Consider the following 21,684-nt stretch of genomic DNA (forward strand, 5'->3'; position numbering starts at 1 on the left):
AAGACCGCCCGACGCGCCCCAAACCAGAACGTTCTGACCGGGCTTGAGCTCATGGGGGTGGTGACCGAAGAGCATACGGTATGCGGTGGCCAGCGTCAGCGTGTAGCAAGCGGCCTCTTCCCACGTCAGGTGCTTGGGGCGCGGCATAAGCTGCTGCGCCTGCACCCGGGTGAACTGCCCGAACGAGCCGTCGGGCGTCTCGTAGCCCCAGATCCGCTGGCTGGGCGAGAACATCGGATCGCCGCCGTTGCACTCCTCGTCGTCGCCGTCGTCCTGGTTGCAATGAACCACGACCTCGTCGCCGACCTTCCAGCGCTTGACCCGGTCACCCACCGCCCAGACGATGCCGGCGGCATCCGACCCGGCGATGTGATAGGGCTGCTTGTGGCCGTCGAACGGGCTCACCGGCTGGCCCAGCGCGGCCCAGACACCGTTGTAGTTGACGCCGGCCGCCATCACCAGGACCAGCACCTCGTGGCTGTCGAGCACCGGGGTCTCCACGACCTCCAGCTGCATCGCCGTGTCCGGCTCACCATGACGCTCCTTGCGGATTGCCCAGGCGTACATCTGCTTGGGCACATAGCCCAGCGGGGGCATTTCCCCCATTTCGTAGAGGTCTTTTTCAGGCGCCTCGTACGGCGCGATACCGCCGTTGGTGTCCAAAGCCATGGTGGCCTCCATTCTGCATTCCTTGTGCCGCGATGCAGAATCGCGGCTCTCAAGATGGGATATGAATAGCCACGCAACAATGCAATAGTGTTTTGATCAATTTTGTAATTTTATGACCCAGCGAGTGCAGAAAGATCTTTGCACTTGCAGAATTCCCTAGGTCTCGACCGGCATGAGATGGCGGATCGAATTGGCATAGAACTGCAACAGGTCCAGCCCCTGCGGATCGGGAAAATAGCCCCCCTGCTCCAGCCGCAACGCCCCCTGCGCGCAGAGCGCGCGCAGCCCGGCCTCGGTGGCGGCGTGCGGATCGGCACCGAACCGGCCCACGGTCGAGGCCGACAGGGTCGCAAGGGCGGCCCGGGCGCGGGCATCGAGCTCGGCCCGGCTCATGGCCCCATGGGTCAGAACTAGCCAGGCCACCAGCGGCACCGGTAGCACCGGAACCCCGTCGGCGATCCGCCGCATCAGCGTTTCCGCCAGCCGGTCGGTGACATCGCCTTCGCTCTCCGCCCGCAGCGCGGCAAGCGACAGGGGCGCGCCAAAGGTGACCACCGCCTCGCCAAAGCGGCGGTATCGCCCGGTCGCCCACAGCCAAAGCTGACGCAGCACATGGCCCGCGATCACCCCGATCCGCGCGTTGAACCGCCGCCCGGTCCCCTTGCCTGCGGCGATCAGGATGCGGTCCTCCAGCACCCGGTCGTAGTTCAGCGCCACCGGGACAAAGACCACGTCGCGCCCCTGCGGATCGAACCCCGTGGTGATGTATTTCAACAGCCCGAGTTTCGGCGGCGTCAGCCCGCCGGTCAGGCTCAGCCCACCCTCGGGGAACAGCGCCTGGGTCACCCCGGCATCGGTGGCCAGCCGCACGTAACAGGCCAGCACCGCGCGATAGAGGTCGTTGCGCGACTTGCGGCGAATGAAATAGGCCCCCATCGCCCGGATCAGACGGCTCAGCGGCCAGACCTGCGCCCACTCCCCCACCGCATAGGACAGCGCCGACCGTTCCGCCGCCAGATAGGTGACCAGCACGTAATCCATGTTGCTGCGATGGTTCATCACGAAGATGACCGTCGCATCGCGGTCAATGGCGCGCAGCGCCGGTTCGTCCAGCTGCCGCAGCCGCACATGATAGAGCGCGTTGCTCAGGAACCGCGCCGCGCGGATCGCAAAGCCGAAGTAGAGCGAGGCGGAGAACGACGGCACGATCTCGCGCGCATAGCGGCGGGCTTGCTGGAATGCCACGTTCTCCGGGATGCCCTCGGCGCGGGCGTGGTCGGCGATCGCCTGGCTGACCTGCGGGTTGTAGATGATCCGCTGGATCATGTCGAAGCGCCGGGTCAGCTTGAACGGCTGGATCGGCTGATCCAATCGCTCGTTCAGCCGCGCCACCACCCGCTCCAGCCGCCGCCGAAAGAACCAGCGCACCGAGGGAAACAGAAAATGCGAGGCAAAGGTGACCGCCGCAAAGAGCAGGATCAGTATAAACAGCCACAGCGGAAGCTCGATGGTCCGGGTCATGCGCAAGCCTTGCAGCAATGCGGCCCGGCAGGAAAGAGGCGGCGTGCCCAAGGGCGCGGCATCCATCGCCCGTTTCGCGCCATTGGCGGGCCAGCGAAACTGATGCCGCGACGCAGCGAATTGACACACGTTGATAATTGCGATTTAGAACATCCAAGCGAAATATTCTTGCGCACCGATTCAAGAGGCACCCGATGACCCAGACCCAGAAAGACCGCCCCTGGCTGATCCGCACCTATGCCGGGCATTCCACTGCCCAGGCCTCCAACGCGCTCTATCGCGGCAACCTGGCCAAGGGGCAGACCGGGCTTTCGGTGGCCTTCGACCTGCCGACCCAAACCGGCTATGACAGCGACCACACCCTGGCGCGCGGCGAGGTCGGCAAGGTCGGCGTGCCGGTCTCGCATTTGGGCGACATGCGGTTGCTGTTCGACCAGATCCCGCTGGATCAGATGAACACCTCGATGACGATCAATGCCACCGCGCCCTGGTTGCTTGCGCTCTATATCGCGGTGGCCGAGGAACAGGGCGCGGATGTCTCCAGGCTGCAGGGCACGGTGCAGAATGACCTGATCAAGGAATACCTGTCGCGCGGCACCTATGTCTGCCCGCCGAAACCCTCGCTGAAGATGATCGCGGATGTGGCTGAATACTGCTATTCCAACGTGCCGAAATGGAACCCGATGAATGTCTGTTCCTATCACTTGCAAGAGGCCGGCGCGACGCCCGAGCAGGAGCTGTCCTTTGCCCTTGCCACCGGCATCGCGGTGTTGGACGAGTTGCGCCCGCGCGTTCCGGCCGAGGATTTTCCCGCCCTCGTCGGGCGCATTTCCTTTTTCGTGAATGCCGGCATCCGCTTTGTCACCGAAATGTGCAAGATGCGCGCCTTCGTCGATCTCTGGGACGAGATCTGCGAGACCCGCTACGGGGTGAGCGATCCGAAATTCCGCCGTTTCCGTTACGGGGTCCAGGTCAATTCGCTGGGCCTGACCGAACAGCAGCCGGAAAACAACGTCTATCGCATCCTGATTGAAATGCTGGCGGTGACGCTGAGCAAGAAGGCCCGCGCGCGCGCCGTGCAATTGCCCGCCTGGAACGAGGCGCTGGGCCTGCCGCGCCCTTGGGATCAGCAATGGTCGATGCGCATGCAGCAGATCCTCGCCCTTGAAACCGACCTTCTGGAATACGACGACCTGTTCGAAGGCAACCCGGCGGTGGATGCCAAGGTCGAGGAATTGAAAGACGGCGCGCGCGCGGAACTGGCCAACCTCGACAGCATGGGCGGCGCGATCCAGGCGATTGACTACATGAAATCGCGGCTGGTGGAATCCAACGCCGAACGTCTGAACCGGATCGAGGCCGGCGAAACCGTTGTCGTGGGCGTCAACAGGTTCACCACCACCGAGCCCTCACCGCTGATGAGCGCGGACGGCGGCATCATGACTGTCGATCCGGCGGTCGAGCAGGAGCAGATCGACCGGCTGAACGCCTGGCGCGCTGAGCGGGACGAACCCGCCGTGCAGGCCGCGCTCGCCGCGCTGCGCCAGGCCGCGCGCGAGGGGCGCAACATCATGGAGCCCTCGATCGCGGCGGCCAGGGCCGGCGCCACCACCGGCGAATGGGCCGAACAGATGCGCGCCGTGCACGGCACCTACCGCGGCCCTACCGGCGTCTCCGGATCGGTGTCGAACAAGACCGAGGGGCTCGACGATCTGCGCGCCGCCGTCGATGCGGTCAGCGACCGGCTGGGACGCCGCCTGAAATTCCTGGTCGGCAAGCCCGGGCTCGACGGCCATTCCAACGGCGCCGAACAGATCGCCTTCCGCGCCCGCGATTGCGGCATGGACATCTCCTACGAGGGGATTCGCCTCACGCCGCAGGAAATCGTCGACAAGGCGATCGAGGAAAACGCCCATGTCGTCGGTCTTTCCATCCTCTCTGGCAGCCACATTCCCCTTGTCGAAGACGTGATGATTCGCATGAAAAACGCCGGATTGACCCATATTCCCGTGATCGTCGGCGGCATCATCCCCGAGGACGACGCTGAAAAACTGCGCGAAATGGGCGTGGCGAGAATCTATACGCCAAAGGATTTCGAACTGAATACCATAATGGGCGATATCATTTCCCTGGCGGATCCTGAAAAAATCGCTGCAGAATAGCAACGCCATCGCATTTTGACGCTGATCAGCGTCGCATTTATCGCTATTGTTGTTGGAACGCGTCGGCTATAGGGTCGGCGTTTCTGACAATAATAGGAGAATACGATGGCAATTGACCTTTCTGCTATGTCGCGCAAAGATCTGCTGGATCTCAGGAAAGACCTGGACAAGGCGATCAAGGACGCCGAGCAGCGCGAACGGCGCGAGGCCCTGATGGCGGCGGAAAAGGCGGCCGCTGAATTCGGCTTTTCCCTGTCCGAACTGGCCGATGCCAAAACGCGCCCTGCGGGCAAACAGGCGAAATCGCCGCCGAAATACCGCAACCCGGATGACCACGAACAGACCTGGTCGGGCCGCGGACGCAAGCCGCAGTGGGTGCATGATGCGCTCAAGCGGGGCGTCGATATCACCGAAATGGAAATGTGAGAATCAGCCGGCCTTGAAATGACCATTCATATTGGCGCCGCACCCGGCGACATTGCCGAAACGGTATTGTTGCCGGGGGACCCTTATCGCGCGAAATGGGCCGCCGAAACTTTCCTTTCGGATGCGAAGCAAATCAATTCCGTGCGCGGAATGCTTGGATTTACCGGCAGCTGGAACGGAAACCCGGTCACCATCCAGGGCAGCGGCATGGGCATGCCGTCGCTGTCGATCTACGTCAACGAGCTGATCCGCGACTACGGCGCGCAGACCCTGATCCGCATCGGCTCCTGCGGCGGGATGCAGGATCAGGTCGGCCTGCGCGACGTGATCCTGGCGATGACGGCCAGCACTGTCACCTCGCCCTCCTCCACCATATTCCGCGAGGTGAACTTCGCCCCCTGCGCCGACTGGACCCTGCTGCGCGCCGCCGCCGCGGCGGCCGAGGCCCAGGGCGCGCGCGCCCATATCGGCGGCATCTATTCCTCCGACACTTTCTATGACGAACGCCCCGACCTGAACGAACAGATGGTGCGCCACGGCATCCTCGGGGTCGAGATGGAGGCCGCCGAGCTTTATACGCTCGCCGCCCGCCACAATCGGCGGGCCCTGGCGGTGCTGACGGTCTCCGACCACCTGATCACCGGCGCGGCACTGCCCTCCGAGGACCGCGAGCGCAGCTTTGCCGCGATGGTGGAGATCGCCCTCAACGCGGCCTTTCCCGGCGCGCAATAACCCGGGCGCGGGCCAGGGCGCGCCCTTCGGGGTCAGCGCCCGTGGCTGCGGTCATACCCGTTCACCGGCGGCGGCGCCCATCCCTCCAGCGCACCCTCGGGCGGTGCGAAGACCTCGATCAGCAGCGGGTGGCAGGCGGCCGCGTCGCTGGAATGTTCGGCCGAACAATCCCCGCCCGGACAGGCGCTGAGCGCGCCCAGCAGGTCGATCTCGGCGAAGAATTCCAGGTGATCCCCCGGGCGCACAGGGCTGGCCTTCATGAAATACTGCCCGGTGTCGCGGGTGAACCCGGTGCACATGAAAACGTTCAGCACGTCATGCACATGCCGCTCCGCCTCGGTCAGAGACAGCCCCGCGTGATCGGCCAGCGCCCGCGTCAGGTTGGAATGGCAGCAATGGTGATACTGCCCCCCGGCCAGAAGGTTATGCGTATAGGGGTCGCAGCGGGTGCCGATCACGTCATGCACCGAGCCGCCAAAGGCGTCGATGCCGTACCACGACAGCGTGTCTGCGGTGATCGTCGCCATCGGCCGCATCGCCGGGAAACTGCTCCACAGCCGCGCGCCCGTCGTCACATGGGTGCCGTGCAGCGCCCGCGTCTTGCCGGAATAGAACCGCTCGGACAGATCCTGCGCGTTCCACAGGTTCAGATCCCCCACCTGCGGCCCCTGGATCGAGGAGATGCGAAAGAACTGCCCGGCCGCCACCTCGAAACAGGCCGCCTCGCGCGGCGGCGCGATCACCTCGGCCAGTTTGCGCGCCCCGGCCCGCGCCCGGGCATAAAGCGCCAGATCGAGCCGCGGCAGCGCATCAACGGGATAGCAGATCACCGGCGCGATGGCGCGGCGCGCCTCGGCATCCTCGGGGGCTTGGGTCATGGCGGGCTCCGTTTCGCTTCGCCCCACCAAACCGCGCCCGGCCCGAAAGCGCAAGCGCGGCACGGAAACCGCCCGACCCGGTCTTTTTCTGGCCGAAAATACTCCCGGGGGAGGCGCCGCAGGCGACGGGGGCAGCGCCCCCGACCCCGGCTGCGTCCCGCTCAGCGCTTGCCGTAATAAAGCCCCACCACATGCTCGGCTTCGGCGAAGAAAAGCCAGCGAGAGGCCAGAATGCCCAGCAGGTGGCTGAGTACGGCCAGCGCCGCGATGCTGTGCGAGAACGGCAGCGCCAGGCACCCCGCCGGCACCAGCACCATCATCACCAGCGCGATCGCCCGCAGCCGGGTCGCATGCTTGCGCCCGACCACATGAACCATCTCGTGCAGCAGGTAGTTGGGCCCGGTGTGTGGCGGCTCAAAGGCGCGCACAGGGCCGCCGGTGAGCCCGGTCGCGCTGTTCATCGTGCTGCCTGAGCGCGCCAGCGCCCCGTCGCCGCGCAGCCAGTGGGCGATCTGGATCGCCCCGGCCAGCAGCAACAGCGGCATCGCATAACCCACCTGCCCGGCCAGCAGCGCGCCGCCGGCCAGCGCCAGGCTCAGAAACAGCGCCGGGGTCAGCGCCATGTGCCAGCGCGGCACCGACCTGAGCTGGGTGTAGATCATCGAGGTGGTGAACACGGTGAGCAGGCTCAGTGCGGCGCCGATCCAGCCCAGCAGCGCCCAGCGGGCCTCAAGGAACACCAGCCCGGCGCCGTAGAGGGCCATCACCAGCAGCGTCGCGGCCGAGCACCAGGCCTCGCGGCTCAGCCAGCTCGTGCGCCATTGGGTGAAGGCCTTCAGCCCGCGTTCGGGCCGACCGAGGTGAAAGGTCGAGGCGATCAGCCCCCCCCCCGCCAACAGGTAGGCGACGGAGAAAAAGGCAAAGGCAGACCATCCGGTGACCGTCGGCAGGCCCAGCCCGAGCCAGATCAGCAGGCCGAATCCGAGCCCGGAGAGCGTGGTGAAAAGGATGACGGATCTGGCGGGATGCATCTCAGTCTCCTCCGCCGGGCAGCCGGTCGAGCGCGCGGTCGAGCCATCCGAGAAAGCCCGTGGCCTCCTCGACCACCGGCTCCAGCGCCCGGGGTTCTGCCGCGATCCGGTCCTTCGGGCGTGGCGGCAGGTACTTGTTGACGGGCCGCGTGCCCTGTTCCGGCATCAGGTCCAATCCGCCGCGCTCGGCCACCAACTGGCTGACGGCGCTGTCCGGGTCGCCCAGGTCGCCGAAATGCCGCGCGCCCGCCGGGCAGGTGCGCACGCAGGCGGGCATCCGATCCTCCTCCGGCAGGTTGTCGTTATAGATGCGGTCGACGCACAGCGTGCATTTCTTCATCACGCCCTCGGCCGCGTCCAACTCGCGCGCGCCATAGGGGCAGGACCAGGCGCAGAGCCCGCAACCGATGCAATCGCTCTCGTTGACCAGGACGATGCCGTCCTCGGTGCGCTTGTAACTGGCTCCGGTGGGGCAGACCGTGACGCAGGGGGCATCCTCGCAATGCAGGCAGGACTTGGGAAAGTGGATCAGCTGCGCCAGACCATCCTCGGGCTGCACCTCGTAGGAATGCACGCGGTTGAGGAAGGTCCCCGAGGGATCGGCGCCATAGGGCGACTGATCCGACAGCGGCGCGCCGTAATTCTCGGTGTTCCAGCCCTTGCAGGAGATCACGCAGGCATGACAGCCGACGCAGGTATCCAGATCGATCACGAGACCCAGCTTGCGGTCAGTGCTTTCCGGTAACGTCGTCATTTTCCCACCTTCCAGCGCAGGCGCTTCGGCCCGGTGCCCACCGGCGATTTGATCGGCGGGAAAACCGGCTGACTTTCCGTCGGTGCCGCGACCTTCTCGATCTTCACCTTGAGGTCGAACCAGGCTGCCTGGCCGGTGATCGGATCGGAGTTGGCCCAGCGCAGCCCGTCGCCCCTGGGCGGCAGCAACTCGTGGATCAGGTGGTTCAGGAGAAAGCCGCGCGTTGCTTCCGGCGCATCCTCTTCCAGCGCCCAGGCGCCCTTGCGCTTGCCGATGGCGTTCCAGGTCCAGACCGTGTTGTCGTTCAGTGCGGCCATCTCCATCACCGGCACGGTGATCTCGCCATGCGGCGAGGAGACCCGCGCCCAGTCGCCATCCTTAAGCCCGTGCTCGCGCATCAGCCGCGTGGGCATGTAAAGCGGGTTATGCCCGTGCAACTGCCGCAGCCAGGCGTTCTGGCTGCCCCAGCTGTGGTACATCGCCATCGGCCGCTGGGTCAGCGCGTTAACGGGAAAGCCCTCGTTGCCCTGCTGGTCGGTTTCGTACCAGATCGGCAGCGGGTCCATGGTGGTCTTGATCCGCTCGCGCAGGTGGTCGGGCGGCTGACGCTCGCCATGCCCCTCCGCCGCCAGCTGGAATCGCCGCAGCGGCTCGACGTAGAGCTGGAACAGGTAGGGCTGCGGGCTGTCGAACAGGCCCATGCTGACCGCCCAGTCCTGATAGGCCGCGTTCCACGGTTTGTAATAGGAGGCCTCGGCGGGGATATGGGTTTCGAAGAACCCGCCGTTGTCGATATAGCGGTTCAACTGCTCCGGGTTCGGCGCGCCGCGCCCGGCCCCGGTGCCGTCGCCACGCCAGCCGGCCAGCGGGCCGATGCCGGGTTTGCGTTCATGGTTGACGATGTAATCGGCGTAATCGGCATATCTGGCGCTGCCGTCCTCACTCACCAGCCCGGGCAGCGCCAATCTGACCCCGAGGTCGATCAGCACGGATTGAAACCCCTTCACGTTCCGGTCGGGTTCGATCACCGGCCAGCGGATCGCGTCGGCCATGGCATCGGCCTCGCAGATCGGGCGGTCGAGCAGGCTGATGCAGTCGTGTCGCTCAAGGTAGGTGGCATCGGGCAGCACCAGGTCCGCATAGGCCACCATTTCCGAGCTGTAGGCATCCGAATAGATGATGCGCGGGATCACGTAATCGCCGCTTTCATCGGTGTCGGTCAGCATCTCCATCACACCCTTGGTGTTCATCGAGGAGTTCCACGCCATGTTCGCCATGTACATGAACAGCGTGTCGATCTTGTAGGGATCGCCCGCATGCGCGTTGGAGATCACCATGTGCATCAGCCCGTGCGCCGACATCGGGTTTTCCCAGGTGAACGCCTTGTCGATGCGCGCCGGGCTGCCGTCGTCCCTGAGTGCGAGGTCCTCGGGCCCGTGTACGAACCCCAGGTGCGGCCCGTCCAGCGGTGCGCCCGGTGTCACGCCGCAATGCGGCTTGGGGTGGATGTGCGAGGGTTTCGGATAGGGCGGTTTGAACCGGAACCCGCCCGGCACCTCGACCGTGCCCAGAAGGATCTGCAACACATGCAGCGCGCGGCAGGACTGGAACCCGTTGGCATGGGCCGAGATGCCGCGCATGGCGTGGAAACTGACCGGGCGGCCGACCATGGTCTTGTGCGTCTCGCCCCGGAAATCGGTCCATTCGCGGTCCAGCTCAAAGGCCTCGTCAAAGGCGACGCGGGCGATCTCGGCGGCCACCGCGCGGATCTTGTCCGCCGGGATGCCGCAACGGCCGGCCACGGTCTCGGGTGCGTAGTCCGTTGACAGGTAACGGTCGGCCATCAGGTGCAGAACCGGGCGATAGGTCACACCGTCCTGTTCATGCGTGGCGGTGAGGTCCGGGCGCACCCCGGGGCGGTCGAACGGGGCGAGCTTGCCGCTGGCCCGGTCGATCACCAGCGTCTTGCCGCCCTCGTCGCGCAGCAGCAGCCCGTGCTGCGCGCTCCCCGGGGCCTCGGCCACCAGGCAGGGCGCGTTGGTGTAGCGCGCGAGGTAATCGAGGTCGATCTTGCCTGCCTTCATCAGCTCGTGCACCAGCGACAGGATGAACAGCCCGTCGGTGCCCGGCGTGATGCCGATCCAGTCGTCGGCCGCCGCGTTGTAGCCGGTGCGCACCGGGTTCACCCCGATCACCCGCGCCCCGCGCGCCTTGATCTTGCCGATCCCCATCTTGATCGGGTTGGAATCGTGATCCTCGGCCACCCCGAACAGCAGGAACAGCTTGGTGTGATCCCAATCGGGCTGGCCGAATTCCCAGAAGGCGCCGCCCATGGTATAGATGCCGGCGGTGGCCATGTTGACCGAACAAAACCCGCCATGCGCGGCATAATTCGGGGTTCCGAACTGTTGGGCCCACCAGCCGGTAAAACTCTGGCTCTGGTCGCGCCCGGTGAAAAAGGCCAGCTTTTCCGGCGCCTCCTCGCGCAATGGTTTCAGCCAGCCGGTGGCGATCTCCATCGCCTCGTCCCAGGAGATTTCCTCGAACTCGCCCGAGCCGCGCGGCCCGACCCGTTTCAGCGGCGCGCGCAACCGCGAGGGCGCGTTGACCTGCATGATCCCGGCGCTGCCCTTGGCGCAGAGCACGCCCTTGTTCACCGGATGGTCGCGGTTGCCCTCGATATAGGCGACCCGCTTCTTGCCATCGGGGCCGCTTTTCATGTGCACGTTGATCCCGCAGCGGCAGGCACACATGTAGCAGGTGGTCCGGCGTATCTCATCGGACACCTCCGGCGACGTCTCTAAAACCGGCTGGCGATAGGCCATCCGCTCTCCTCCCAGTCGTTTCGCGGCAGGTTAGGATAACATTCCAAAAAATGCGAATATTTTGTTGCGTAGTCTGAATCGCCAATCTGGTACATGCTTAGCGGTCCTCTAGCGCCACGTAGGGGCGCATCTCCGGCCCGTCGTAGAGCGTGAGCGGACGGATCAGGATGTTGCGCCGTTGCTGCTCGATGCACTGGATGATCCAGCCCGGCATCCGCCCGATCGCGAAGATCGGTACATAGAGGTCCATCGGGATGCCGTGCAGCTGATAGATCACGCCGGAATAGAAATCGACGTTCACGTTCAGCCCGTGGCGGGCATAGGGTTTCATCGCTTCGACCACTGCCTGCAGGATCTCGTACCACTCGGGCGCGCCCATCTCCTCGCCCAGCTTGCGCACGCCCTCGCGCATGTGGCGCGCGCGCGGATCCTCCTTGCGATAGACCCGGTGGCCGAACCCCGTCACCGCCTCTTTCGCCGCGCGCTTGGCCTTGACGTAGGCGGCGGCGTTCTCCGGCGTTCCGATCTCCTGCACCATCTTCATCACGTCTTCTGCCGCGCCCCCATGCGCCGGCCCGGCGAGGGTGGAAAGGGCGGTGACGATGCCGCCGTGCAGGTTCGCCTCGGTTCCCACAGTCACCCGCGCGGCAAAGCTCGAGGCGTTGGCGCCATGTTCGGCGTGCAGGATGAAATCGACGTCGGCCAGCCGGGCGGCCTCCTGCGACGGTGTCTCGCCCTTGAGCATCCACAGCCAGTTGGCCGCATGGCCAAGCGCGGGATCGGCTCCGACCGGGTCGCGCCCGTTGCGGATCGCCTCATGCGCCGCGATGATCATCGGGACCTGGCTGGTCAGGCGAAGGCCGTTCTCGACAAAACCCGCTTCACCCACCGCCTGGCTGGCCGGCTCCAGCGCCGCCAACGCCGAGACGGCGGTGCGCAGCACGTCCATCGGATGCCCGTCCTTGCAGGCGGCGATGATGTGATAGACTGCCTCGGGCAGCGCGCGCGCCGCCTTCATCCTTGCGTCGAAGGCCGACAGTTCCGCCGCACTCGGCAGCTCCCCGAATATCAGCAGGTAGCAGACTTCTTCGAAGGTGGATCGCGTCGCCAGATCGTGGATCGAATAGCCACGATAGCTGAGCTCGCCCCTGGCACCGTCGATGTCGCTGACGCCGCAGCGCTCGAAATAGACGCCCTTGAGGCCCCGGTTGATCTTGACGTTCTCACTCATGGCTGGCTCCTTCGGGTCGGCAGGGAGGATGCGATGTCGGCATTGGACAAGGCAGTTGAGGCAGCGCGCGCAAGACGCGCCCGGGTGGTGTTCCCCGAACTGGGGGAGGATGCGCGCATCGACGCGGCGGCCGAACGGCTGCGCGCCGAGGGGCTGGCCGAACCGCTCGCGGTGGCGGAGCCCTCCGAGGCGCAGCTCGCCGCCCTGGTCGCGGCGCGCGGGTTGAAAGAGGCGCTGGCGCGGCGGATGCTGTCCCGCCCGCTGATCCGCGCCGCCGCCATGGTCGCGGCAGGCGAGGCCGACGCGATGGTCGCCGGCGCCGTGACGGCCACCAAGAAGGTGATCGAGGCGGCCTCCCTCGCCATCGGCCCGGCCGAGGGGGTCACGACCGCCTCGTCGTTCTTTTTGATGCGGTTCCCGGACGGGCGCGAGATGATCTTTGCCGATTGCGGGCTGAACGTGGACCCGGACGCGGCGCAACTGGCCGACATCGCGCGCGCCTCGGAGGTGACGGCGCGCGCGCTTCTGGGGTCGGCGCGGGTGGCGCTGCTGTCCTTCTCGACCGGTAGCAGCGGCAGCGGCGCCAGCGTCGACAAGGTGCGCGTGGCGGCCGAGGCCACCGGCTTTACCGGCCCGGTGCAGGGCGATGCCGCGCTCAATCCGCGGGTGGCCGGGGCCAAAGGGCTGGGGCAGGGCGATGCCAATGTTCTCGTCTTCCCCGATCTGGACGCGGGCAATATTGCCTACAAGCTGGCGCAGGAACTGGCCGGTGCGCAGGCGCTCGGCCCGATCCTGCAGGGGTTCCGCCGCCCCGTCTGCGACTTGAGCCGGGGGGCGACGGTGGATGATATCGTGGCCGCCACCGTGGTGACGCTGGCGCTGGCCTGAGGGGCGGAATTTTCGAGAATTCCGGGCAGAATCCTTGGAAGGATTTTACCCCCGATCCCGATCCGGTCAGACCTTTTGCGGCCGCATGTCGGCGGCGTCGATGCCGGCCACCGCCACCGGTTTCTTCATCGCGTCGCGGCGGAACGGCTCGCCCAGTTCCTGGTTGATCAGCGCCTCGATAAGGGTGGTCTTGCCGTGCTCCATCTGGTCGGTGATTGCCTGGGCCAGGGCCGCCGACAACTCCTCCATGGTGCGCGCGACGACCCCTTGCAGCCCGCAGGCCTTGGCGATGCCGGCATAGGAGACCTGGGTATCCAGCTCGGTGCCGACGAAATTGTCGTCATACCAAAGCGTGGAGTTTCGCTTTTCCGCCCCCCACTGGTAGTTGCGGAACACCACCTGGGTGATCGCGGGCCATTCGCCGCGCCCGATGGCGGTCAGCTCGGTCACCGCGATGCCAAAGGCACCATCGCCGGAAAAACCCACCACCGGAACGTCGGGGCAGCCGATCTTGGCGCCGACGATCGACGGCAGCCCATAGCCGCAAGGACCGAACAGGCCGGGGGCGAGGTATTTCCGCCCCGCCTCGAAACTGGGATAGGCATTGCCGATGGCACAGTTGTTGCCGATATCGGAAGAGATGATCGCCTCGCGCGGCAGCGCGCTCTGGATCGCGCGCCAGGCCATGCGGGGGCTCATCCACTCGGGCTTGTCGTCGCGGGCGCGCTGGTTCCAGCTGGTGCCGGGGTCGTCATCCTCGTGATCCATGCTTGCCAGTTGCTGGGCCCAGGCCGATTTGGTCTGCGCGATCAGCGCCTTGCGCGCCTCCCGACCCTCGTCCCCGGCAGTGCCGGACAGCGTGTCGAGCAGCGCGCGCGCCACCTTTTTGGAATCACCGACGATGCCGACGCTGACGGTCTTGGTCAGCCCGATCCGGTCGGGATTGATATCGACCTGGATGATCTGGGCGTCCTTGGGCCAGTAGTCGATGCCATAGCCCGGCAGGGTCGAGAACGGGTTAAGCCGCGTGCCGAGGCAGAGCACCACGTCGGCCTTGGAAATCAGCTCCATCCCCGCCTTCGACCCGTTATAGCCCAGCGGCCCGGAAAACAGCGGATGCGAGCCGGGGAAGGCATCGTTGTGCTGGTAGCCGACGCAGACCGGCGCATCCAGCCGCTCGGCCAGTTCGATGGTGTCGGGGATCGCCCCGCCCAGCACCACTCCGGCGCCATTGAGGATCACCGGGAACCTGGCGGACGAGAGCAATTCCGCTGCCTTTTCAATGGCATCCGCGCCGCCGGAGGGGCGTTCGAATTCGACTATCTCGGGCAGGTCGATGTCGATCACCTGAGTCCAGTAGTCGCGCGGCACGTTGATCTGCGCCGGGGCGCTGGCGCGCCGGGCCTGGATGATCACGCGGTTCAGAACCTCGGCCACGCGGGAGGGGTCGCGGACCTCTTCCTGATAGGCCACCATGTCCTTGAACGCGGCCATCTGTTCGACCTCCTGGAAGCCGCCCTGACCGAGGGTCTTGTTGGCCGCCTGCGGGGTGACCAGCAGCAGCGGTGTGTGGTTCCAGTAGGCGGTTTTCACGGCGGTGACGAAATTGGTGATGCCGGGGCCGTTCTGGGCGATCATCATCGACATCTTGCCGGTGGCGCGGGTATAGCCATCGGCCATCATCCCGCCCGAGCCCTCGTGCGCGCAGTCCCAGAAGGTTATGCCGGCCTTGGGAAACAGGTCGGAGATCGGCATGAAGGCGGAGCCGATGATGCCGAAGGCATGTTCGATCCCATGCTGCTGCAGCACCTTCACAAAGGCTTCTTCGGTTGTCATTTTCATGATCGGAGGCTCCCCCGGGGCCATTTTGGAATTCAGTTTTATTCCGTTTTTCTTAGGGGGTTGTCGCGGGAACCGTTAGGGCCAGTCCGGAGCGCGGGTTAAGGCCACTTGGGTCAGGGGGGCTGAACCGGTTACCCCCTGATCCTCAGGACTGCGCCGCGAGGGCGGCGGCGATGCGCGCGATGCCCGCGCCGATCCGCGCCGACGAGATCGACGAATAGCCGAGGCGAAAGAACCGCGTCGGCCGGTCGGGGCCAGCGAAAAACGGGGTTCCGGGCTCGATAAACACGCTGTCGGCCAGCAGCCGCGCCGCCAGACGCGCGCTGTCGCTGCCCGGTGGCCCCTGCATCCACAGGGACGAGCCACCATAGACCCCGCGCCCGGCGATGGTCAGCCCGTGCTCGGCAATCGCCGCCTCCATTGTCCGGCGGCGGTCGTGCAGCGCCGCGCCCATGCGGCGGATCTGGCTGTCGTAATGGCCCAGCGACAGGAAATAGGCGGCGGTGCGCTGGATGTGGCCGGGCGGGTGGCGCAGCATGGTGGCGCGCAGCGCGCGGGCCTCGCGGATGAAGGGCTCGGAGCCGACCATGTAGCCAAGGCGCAGACCGGGAAACAGCGACTTGGAGAAGCTGCCGACATAGATCACCCGGCCGTCCTCATCGAGCGATTTCAGCGCCGGGGAGGGGGCGGCAAGAAAGGCCATCTCGAATTCATAGTCGTCCTCGACCACCAGCGCGTCGATCTCGCGGGCACGCGCCAGAAGGGCGCGGCGGCGGTGCAGCGGCATGGTGGCGGTGGTCGGGCATTGGTGGCTGGGGGTGGTGAAGATCACGTCGGTGTCGGGCGGGATCGCGTCGGGCGGCAGCCCGTCGGCATCGACCCGCACCGGGGTCAGCTGGCAGCCCGCGTGCGAGAGCAGGTCGCGCTGGGCGTGGTAACAGGGATCCTCGATCACCGCGCGGCGGCGGCGGTTCAGCAGCACACGGGCGGCGATCCATAGCGCGTTCTGGGCGCCGAGGGTGATCAGGATCTCTTCCGGGCGGGCGGAGATTCCCCGCCGTGGCAGGGTGTGGCGGGCGATGTATTCGACCAGCAGCGGATCGTCGCGATCGTAGTAGTCGTCTGTTAAGGCTGCGAAATCCTTTTGCCCCAGGGCGCGCAGGGCGCATTGCCGCCAATTGGCGTGGTCGAACAGCGTGGGGTCGGCCTGGCCGTAGATGAACGGGTAGCGGAAGTCGCGCCAGCCGCCGGGCTTGCGCGGCGTGTCGCCGCCGGTGAAGCGCTGGGCGATGGCGCGGGTCCAGTCCACCGTGTCGGCGGCGCGCGGGCGCGGCGAATAGCTGGGCGGCACCGGCGCGTTGTCCGACACGTAGTAGCCCGAGCGGCCGCGCGAGGTGAGATAATCGTTTGCCACCAGTTCGGTATAGGCGATGGTCACGGTGATGCGGCTGATGCCCAGATGCGCGGCGAGCTTGCGCGAGGAGGGCAGTTTCTCGCCGGCGTGGAAGCGGCCCGAGAGGATGCCCTCGGCGATCATCTGCTGCACCTGCGCCTGCAGCGTGCCGGAGGCCTCGGGGTTGAGAAAGAAGGTATCGACGGAGATTGGCATGGGGCAGGATAGGCTGGATATATCGGGGCTGTAAACTGGCCGTATCGCGCGGAACGGCTGGACTGACGGGCGGGGCGTTAACCGGACGGACCGGGGGGCGACTCAGCCCGGTTTGGGCGCGATAAGGCCGGGATTTCGGGGAGTTTCGGGCCTGTTCCGTACGGTCTGCCCGGGGCACGGGGGTGCCGGGGCCGGTGGTTTGGGGAGTTTTGCGGCGGTTTTGTACGAAACGGCGGATTTGCCGGGGAAATGGCCCGGAATGAGGTTAACGAGGGGGCTGTTGTCACATGATCCTGATCGTGGCCGGCGGGGGCGATCAGCCTACGCGCAATTCCTGGTAGGGGACCATCACATGCTCGCGGTAGGCCGGGCGCTGGGTCAGCCGGTCATAGTAGCGGCGCAGCGCGGGCAGGTCGGCGCGGGGGATGTCGATGTCGAAATAGCGGTAAAGGACGTGGCCGAACTGGATATCGGCGAGGGTAAAGCCGGCGCCGGCGAGATAAGGGTGTTCGGCGAGGCGCCGGTCGGCGATGGTGAGCTTGTCCTCCAGCGCGGCGAGCGCGGCGGAGGTGGCGGCAGGATCGCGATCGGCCGGGGACGTTCGCACCACGCGCCAGAACACCGGGACGGTGAAGCCGGTCGCCACGTTGATCTTGGCCCATTCCGCCCAGCGGTCGACCTCGGTCCGGGCCAGCAGGTCGGAGGGCCAGAATCCGTCGTTGCCATAGCGCGCGGCGAGGTATCGCAGGATCGCCCCGGTTTCCCACAGCGGCGGGTTGGTGCCATCGCGCAGCACCGGCACGGTCCGGTTGGGGTTCATCGCGGTGAACCCGGCGGTATCGGTGCCGCCAAAGCGGTGCCCGGCATCGTGGCGGATGTAGGCGAGCCCCAGTTCGCCCACCGTCCACATCAGCGCCTGGACGTTGGAGGAGGTCTTGCGGCCCCAGATTTCCAGCATGCGTCTCTCCGTGATCGGGTTGGAGCAGTTTGTCGTCAGCGCGCGCGCCGGGAAAGGCGCGGTGCGCCGCTCACCCGCTCTTGCGCCAGATTTCCGCGGCGCGATCCACCGGGGTCAGCACGCCGTGGCGGTCGAGGTCGAGCGGCATCGGCGCGATCAGATAGGCGCCGGGGCGCATGGTCTCGGCCAGCCGCGCCTCAAGCCGGGATTGCAGGTCGGGGTTGGAGAAGGGGCGGAAGGAATAGATCACCTCCGCTTGCGAATAGTCGTGCTCCAGCGCATCGCCCACCGTCACCGCATCGCCCAGATCGAAGGCGGCGCGGCCGAGCGCGATGGCCTGCGGGTTGATGTCGAAGCCGGTGCAGGTGCCGAAGCGGCAAATCCCGCAGGTTCGGGCAAGTTCGAGAATGTGGCCGGGACCGCAGCCGATTTCGAGGAAGGACACCGGGCGATAGCGCGCGCCGTCGCAGGCATAGGCCGGGTCCATCGACAGGCAATGATCGAGCCGCCCCAGCATGTCGAGGAACCGGGACAGGCCGATGGAGATGTAATCATACGAGCCTTCGGGCACATCGAACCCGCTGGCGGCGGTATCGGGGGCGGAAATTGGGACGCTGTCGCATTGCCGGTGAAACTGGCGTTCCAGCGCGCGGCAAAGCCCCGCGTTCTTGCGGATCTGCGAATCCTGCCCGGCCCGCAGCTCGGCCAGCAGGATCGCGTGCCGGCAGAGCGACTCGCGGCCAAGGGTCAGGGCGGCGCGATAGGCGGCGCGGTCCTCGTCGAGGGTCTGGCGCGCCTTGTCGAGCAGTTTCTCGGTCGCGGTGTAGCGCAGCTGCAGGGTTTTCAGCCGCCCCTGCCGGTATGGCGATACGGCGCCATCGGAGCCGGTGAGCGCGGCGATCCGGGCCGAAAGCGCGGTCAGGGTGGCAAGGTGCCGGGCCTGATCCGCCATCGCGCCGTCGAGGCGGGTCAGCGCATCGTCGACTGCGAGCGAGCTGCGGAGCACCGCGAGGGCCGGGGCCGGGCCGGTCGGATCGTCGATCATCTGGCGGACCTTTCCGCTGGGGTGCGGAGAGTGTGCCCGGGTTGGCGGGATTTCTCAACAGCGCGGGTCGAACGGCTGTTGCGGATGGCGGCGCAAGGGGGCGCGGCCCCCGTCGCCCTTTGGCCCCCCGGGATATTTTCAAAGAAAAGAAGCGGCGGGCGCCCCGGGGCAAGGACCCTGCGGTGCCAGAGGGCACGCGGTTCGCATCGGTTCGCGGGGGGCGGACGGGACGAAAAAGGCCGGGCTGCCTGCCCGGCCTCGTTACTTGTCAACAACAGCCGCGAGGCCTTCGTCAGCCGAAGACCTTGGTCAGGGCGGCATCGACGGTATCGGTGATCTGGTCGATGTCGTCCTCGGTGGCGATCAGCGCCGGCGAGAAGCACAACACGTTGTTGAGCCCCGGCACCGAGCGGTTGGACATGCCGATGATGACCCCCTGCGCGCCGCATTCGGCCGAGACCTGGGCCATCTGCTTTTCGCTGACCGGCTCCTTGGTGTTGCGGTCGGCCACCAGTTCGGCGCCGCAAAAGAGCCCCTTGCCGCGCACGTCGCCGACGACGCGGTGTTTCTCCATCAGCGCGCCGAGGTTGTCCATCATCCGCGCACCCATGTTCACGGTATTGTCGAGCAGGTTCTCGTCCTCGATGATGCGCATGTTTTCCAGCGCCGCCGCCGGGCCGGCGGTGCAGCCGCCAAAGGTCGAGATGTCGCGGAAGTAGTTCAGCGGGTCGGAGGCGTCGTCCTTGAACATCTCGAACACCTCTTCGGTGGTCACGCAGCAGGCGATCGCCGCGTAGCCCGAGGCGACGCCCTTGGCCATGGTCACGAAGTCGGGCTTGATGCCGTAATGCTGATAGCCGAACCAGGTGCCGGTGCGGCCCACGCCGCAGACCACCTCGTCGATATGGAGCAGGATGTCGTACTTGCGGCAGATCTCCTGCACCCGCTCCCAATAGCCCGGCGGCGGGGTGATGACGCCGCCGCCGGCGGTGACCGGCTCAAGGCAGAGCCCGCCGACGGTATCGGGGCCCTCGGCGAGGATCACCTCTTCGATGGCGTCGGCGGCGCGTGCCCCGTATTCCTCACCGCTCAGATCCCACTGGGGGCGGTATTCCATGCAGTGCGGCACCCGCACGAAGCCCGGCGCGAGCGGCCCGTATTGCATCACGCGCTCGTCCTGGCCGCCGGCGGACATGGTGGCCAGCGTGCCGCCGTGGTAATCGCGGTCGCGGTAGAGGATCTTGTGTTTCTTGCCGCCGTATTTCTTGTGCGCGATCTGGCGGATCATCTTGAACGCCTTCTCGTTCGCCTCGGAGCCGGAGTTGGTGTAGTAGACCCGGCTCATCCCCGGCATTTTCGAGATCAGCTTTTCGGAGAACAGCGAGCCGGGGATCGAGCCCGCCGACTGGGCGAAGTAGCACAGTTTCATCAGCTGGTCGTAGACCGCCTTGGCGATGCTCTCGCGGCCGTAGCCGACGTTCACCGTCCAGACCCCGCCGGAAACGGCATCGAGGTATTCCTTGCCGTTCTGGTCCCAGACCCGCATACCCTTGCCCTCGAGGATGATGCGCGGGTCGTTGGTTTCAAAGGGTTTGTGCTGGATCAGGTGGTGCCAGACGTGGGCCTTGTCGGCCTCGACGATGCGGCTGATGTCGTTTTCGTTGAACGTGCCGTCCATGGCCGGTCCTTTCGCTGTCTCAGGAACGAGGGGGCGCGCCGAAACCCCCGCTTGCGGGGGGGGGGCGCTGCTGATACCAGAAACGCCAAAATCCGGGCGTTCCGTAGGTCCAGATGCATTCTTCGCGTGAGTCCAGTCGGGTGAGCGGGGGCCCGGCGGGCGGAGCGCGTTGCGGGTCTAGTCACCCAGAATCGCGTTGAAAATCACAGATTAACGAAAGCCGAAGGCGGGTTTCGAAAACTGCAACAGATTGGCCCTGCCGGGAAAAATAAATTGATCGGAGGCCGGAATTCGGCTCGGATCAGGGCGGGTCGGCAGCGGCCGGACCGGACGCCCGACCCGGAGTGACGTGCAAGGACATGGCGGCGAACCGCCCGCAGCAACAGGGTCCGCCCGCGGGCGGAGGAACAGGGAGATAAAGATGACATTGAAAACCAGGCTGATGGGGGCCGTGGCCGGACTGGCCGTGCTGGCCGGGGCAAGCGCCGCGAGTGCCGATGAGATCACCGTGGGGTATTTCCTGGAATGGCCGATGCCGTTCGAATACGCCAAGGTGATGGGAACCTATGACGAGGAGATGGGCGTCACGGTGAATTGGGTCAGCTTCGACACAGGCACCGCGATGAGTGCCGCGATGGCCAGCGGCGACGTGCAGCTTTCGGTCAGCCAGGGGGTGCCGCCCTTCGTGGTGGCGACCAGCGCCGGGCAGGATCTGCAGATCCTCGATGTGGCGGTGAGCTATTCCGACAATGATAACTGCGTGGTGCGGGCCGATCTGGAGATCGACAAGATGTCTGCCGGTGAGTTGGCGGGCAAGAAGGTCGCCGTGCCGCTGGGCACCGCGGCACATTACGGCTTTCTCAAGCAGATGAGCCATTTCGGCGTCGATCTGGGCAGCCTGGAGGTGGTCGACATGGCGCCGCCGGATGGCGCTGCGGCGATCGCGCAGGGCGCGGTGGACATGGCCTGCGGCTGGGGCGGCAGCCTGCGCCGGATGAAGGAGCACGGCAACGTGCTGCTGACCGGGGCGGAGAAGGAGGAACTGGGGATTCTCGTGTTTGACGTGACCTCGGGCCCGGCGGGCTGGGTCGCCGAGAACAGCGATCTGGTGGCCAAGTTCCTCAAGGTGACCGGCGATGCCAACGCGATGTGGAACTCGGGCGAGCACAAGGCCGAGATGCTGCCGGTGATCGCCAAGGACGCCGGCATGGACATGGAGGCGACCGAGGCCACGATCAGCACCTTCATCTTTCCCCCGGTGGCGGACCAGCTTGGGCCGAAATGGCTGGGCGGTGGTGCGCAGACCTTCATGAAGGGGGTGGCCGATGTCTTTGTCGAGGCCGGCAGCATCGATGCCGCGCTCGACAGCTATGACAACGCGGTGAATAGCGCGCCGCTGCAGGCCGCCAGCGACATGTAAGCGACGGCAACGGTC

The 21,684-nt window shown here is 66.1% G+C and carries 17 protein-coding genes; 5 read left to right on the forward strand and 12 right to left on the reverse strand.

The window, feature by feature from the left end:
* Positions 1–669 (reverse strand): alcohol dehydrogenase catalytic domain-containing protein (locus tag P1U75_RS00135; protein WP_300238268.1); only part of this gene is annotated, 669 nt, incomplete at its 3' end.
* A gap of 156 nt (positions 670–825) precedes the next feature.
* Complete coding sequence (locus P1U75_RS00140; protein WP_300238270.1) at positions 826–2,190, reverse strand: 1-acyl-sn-glycerol-3-phosphate acyltransferase; 1,365 nt, start codon at positions 2,188–2,190, stop codon at positions 826–828.
* 164 nt (positions 2,191–2,354) lie between these two features.
* On the opposite strand from P1U75_RS00140, the gene P1U75_RS00145 reads away from it, so the two are divergent.
* The 3 genes from P1U75_RS00145 (at position 2,355) to deoD (ending at position 5,510) form a co-directional block, all read left to right on the forward strand.
* Positions 2,355–4,352 (forward strand): protein meaA, encoded by a 1,998-nt coding sequence (locus P1U75_RS00145; protein WP_300238412.1) that lies wholly within the window; start codon positions 2,355–2,357, stop codon positions 4,350–4,352.
* Positions 4,353–4,457: 105 nt separating this feature from the next.
* Positions 4,458–4,778 (forward strand): H-NS histone family protein, encoded by a 321-nt coding sequence (locus P1U75_RS00150; protein ID WP_300238273.1) that lies wholly within the window; start codon positions 4,458–4,460, stop codon positions 4,776–4,778.
* Between the two features lie 18 nt (positions 4,779–4,796).
* Positions 4,797–5,510, forward strand: a complete 714-nt coding sequence (gene deoD / locus P1U75_RS00155; RefSeq protein WP_300238275.1) for a purine-nucleoside phosphorylase — start codon at positions 4,797–4,799, stop codon at positions 5,508–5,510.
* A gap of 32 nt (positions 5,511–5,542) precedes the next feature.
* Here the strand turns inward: deoD and P1U75_RS00160 are convergent, their stop codons facing one another.
* The 5 genes from P1U75_RS00160 to P1U75_RS00180 form a co-directional block, all read right to left on the reverse strand.
* The gene (locus P1U75_RS00160) at positions 5,543–6,388 is read right to left on the reverse strand and encodes a DUF1989 domain-containing protein (protein WP_300238278.1); all 846 of its coding nucleotides are present in this window, start codon (positions 6,386–6,388) and stop codon (positions 5,543–5,545) included.
* Between the two features lie 161 nt (positions 6,389–6,549).
* The gene (locus P1U75_RS00165; protein ID WP_300238280.1) at positions 6,550–7,419 is read right to left on the reverse strand and encodes a DmsC/YnfH family molybdoenzyme membrane anchor subunit; all 870 of its coding nucleotides are present in this window, start codon (positions 7,417–7,419) and stop codon (positions 6,550–6,552) included.
* A gap of 1 nt (position 7,420) precedes the next feature.
* A complete protein-coding gene (locus tag P1U75_RS00170; protein WP_300238283.1) occupies positions 7,421–8,173 on the reverse strand; it encodes a 4Fe-4S dicluster domain-containing protein in 753 nt (250 codons plus the stop codon).
* Positions 8,170–10,998: a molybdopterin oxidoreductase family protein gene (locus P1U75_RS00175; protein ID WP_300238286.1), complete on the reverse strand. Its 2,829-nt coding sequence runs from the start codon at positions 10,996–10,998 to the stop codon at positions 8,170–8,172. Before P1U75_RS00175 ends, P1U75_RS00170 begins: the two co-directional genes overlap by 4 nt.
* A gap of 97 nt (positions 10,999–11,095) precedes the next feature.
* Positions 11,096–12,229 (reverse strand): citrate/2-methylcitrate synthase, encoded by a 1,134-nt coding sequence (locus tag P1U75_RS00180; RefSeq protein ID WP_300238288.1) that lies wholly within the window; start codon positions 12,227–12,229, stop codon positions 11,096–11,098.
* Between the two features lie 33 nt (positions 12,230–12,262).
* Between P1U75_RS00180 and P1U75_RS00185 the strand changes: the two genes are divergently transcribed.
* The gene (locus tag P1U75_RS00185; RefSeq protein ID WP_300238291.1) at positions 12,263–13,117 is read left to right on the forward strand and encodes a phosphate acyltransferase; all 855 of its coding nucleotides are present in this window, start codon (positions 12,263–12,265) and stop codon (positions 13,115–13,117) included.
* Between the two features lie 66 nt (positions 13,118–13,183).
* On the opposite strand, the gene xsc is transcribed toward P1U75_RS00185, so the two are convergent.
* From xsc to P1U75_RS00210, 5 genes are all read right to left on the reverse strand, one after another.
* Positions 13,184–14,959 carry a sulfoacetaldehyde acetyltransferase gene (gene xsc / locus P1U75_RS00190; protein WP_300238293.1) on the reverse strand — a complete coding sequence of 592 codons (1,776 nt, stop codon included), beginning with the start codon at positions 14,957–14,959 and terminating at the stop codon, positions 13,184–13,186.
* A 145-nt stretch (positions 14,960–15,104) separates the two neighbouring features.
* Positions 15,105–16,568 carry a PLP-dependent aminotransferase family protein gene (locus P1U75_RS00195; RefSeq protein WP_300238295.1) on the reverse strand — a complete coding sequence of 488 codons (1,464 nt, stop codon included), beginning with the start codon at positions 16,566–16,568 and terminating at the stop codon, positions 15,105–15,107.
* A gap of 316 nt (positions 16,569–16,884) precedes the next feature.
* Complete coding sequence (locus tag P1U75_RS00200; RefSeq protein WP_300238297.1) at positions 16,885–17,526, reverse strand: glutathione S-transferase family protein; 642 nt, start codon at positions 17,524–17,526, stop codon at positions 16,885–16,887.
* 70 nt (positions 17,527–17,596) lie between these two features.
* Positions 17,597–18,571 carry a class I SAM-dependent methyltransferase gene (locus tag P1U75_RS00205; RefSeq protein WP_300238300.1) on the reverse strand — a complete coding sequence of 325 codons (975 nt, stop codon included), beginning with the start codon at positions 18,569–18,571 and terminating at the stop codon, positions 17,597–17,599.
* Between the two features lie 292 nt (positions 18,572–18,863).
* The gene (locus P1U75_RS00210) at positions 18,864–20,249 is read right to left on the reverse strand and encodes an aminotransferase class III-fold pyridoxal phosphate-dependent enzyme (protein ID WP_300238302.1); all 1,386 of its coding nucleotides are present in this window, start codon (positions 20,247–20,249) and stop codon (positions 18,864–18,866) included.
* A gap of 421 nt (positions 20,250–20,670) precedes the next feature.
* Here P1U75_RS00210 and P1U75_RS00215 point away from each other — a divergent pair, with 421 nt between their 5' ends.
* Positions 20,671–21,669, forward strand: a complete 999-nt coding sequence (locus P1U75_RS00215; RefSeq protein ID WP_300238303.1) for an ABC transporter substrate-binding protein — start codon at positions 20,671–20,673, stop codon at positions 21,667–21,669.
* Positions 21,670–21,684: the final 15 nt, after the last annotated feature.

Source organism: Antarcticimicrobium sp., from assembly GCF_029212575.1.
GTDB lineage: Bacteria > Pseudomonadota > Alphaproteobacteria > Rhodobacterales > Rhodobacteraceae > Antarcticimicrobium.

Coding starts and splice junctions, on each gene's coding strand:
- P1U75_RS00140 (WP_300238270.1), bottom strand. CDS start 2,190: ATGACCCGGACCATCGAGCTTCCGCTGTGGCTGTTTATACTGATCCTG.
- P1U75_RS00150 (WP_300238273.1), top strand. CDS start 4,458: ATGGCAATTGACCTTTCTGCTATGTCGCGCAAAGATCTGCTGGATCTC.
- deoD (WP_300238275.1), top strand. CDS start 4,797: ATGACCATTCATATTGGCGCCGCACCCGGCGACATTGCCGAAACGGTA.
- P1U75_RS00160 (WP_300238278.1), bottom strand. CDS start 6,388: ATGACCCAAGCCCCCGAGGATGCCGAGGCGCGCCGCGCCATCGCGCCG.
- P1U75_RS00165 (WP_300238280.1), bottom strand. CDS start 7,419: ATGCATCCCGCCAGATCCGTCATCCTTTTCACCACGCTCTCCGGGCTC.
- P1U75_RS00170 (WP_300238283.1), bottom strand. CDS start 8,173: ATGACGACGTTACCGGAAAGCACTGACCGCAAGCTGGGTCTCGTGATC.
- P1U75_RS00175 (WP_300238286.1), bottom strand. CDS start 10,998: ATGGCCTATCGCCAGCCGGTTTTAGAGACGTCGCCGGAGGTGTCCGAT.
- P1U75_RS00180 (WP_300238288.1), bottom strand. CDS start 12,229: ATGAGTGAGAACGTCAAGATCAACCGGGGCCTCAAGGGCGTCTATTTC.
- P1U75_RS00185 (WP_300238291.1), top strand. CDS start 12,263: ATGTCGGCATTGGACAAGGCAGTTGAGGCAGCGCGCGCAAGACGCGCC.
- xsc (WP_300238293.1), bottom strand. CDS start 14,959: ATGAAAATGACAACCGAAGAAGCCTTTGTGAAGGTGCTGCAGCAGCAT.
- P1U75_RS00195 (WP_300238295.1), bottom strand. CDS start 16,568: ATGCCAATCTCCGTCGATACCTTCTTTCTCAACCCCGAGGCCTCCGGC.
- P1U75_RS00200 (WP_300238297.1), bottom strand. CDS start 17,526: ATGCTGGAAATCTGGGGCCGCAAGACCTCCTCCAACGTCCAGGCGCTG.
- P1U75_RS00205 (WP_300238300.1), bottom strand. CDS start 18,571: ATGATCGACGATCCGACCGGCCCGGCCCCGGCCCTCGCGGTGCTCCGC.
- P1U75_RS00210 (WP_300238302.1), bottom strand. CDS start 20,249: ATGGACGGCACGTTCAACGAAAACGACATCAGCCGCATCGTCGAGGCC.
- P1U75_RS00215 (WP_300238303.1), top strand. CDS start 20,671: ATGACATTGAAAACCAGGCTGATGGGGGCCGTGGCCGGACTGGCCGTG.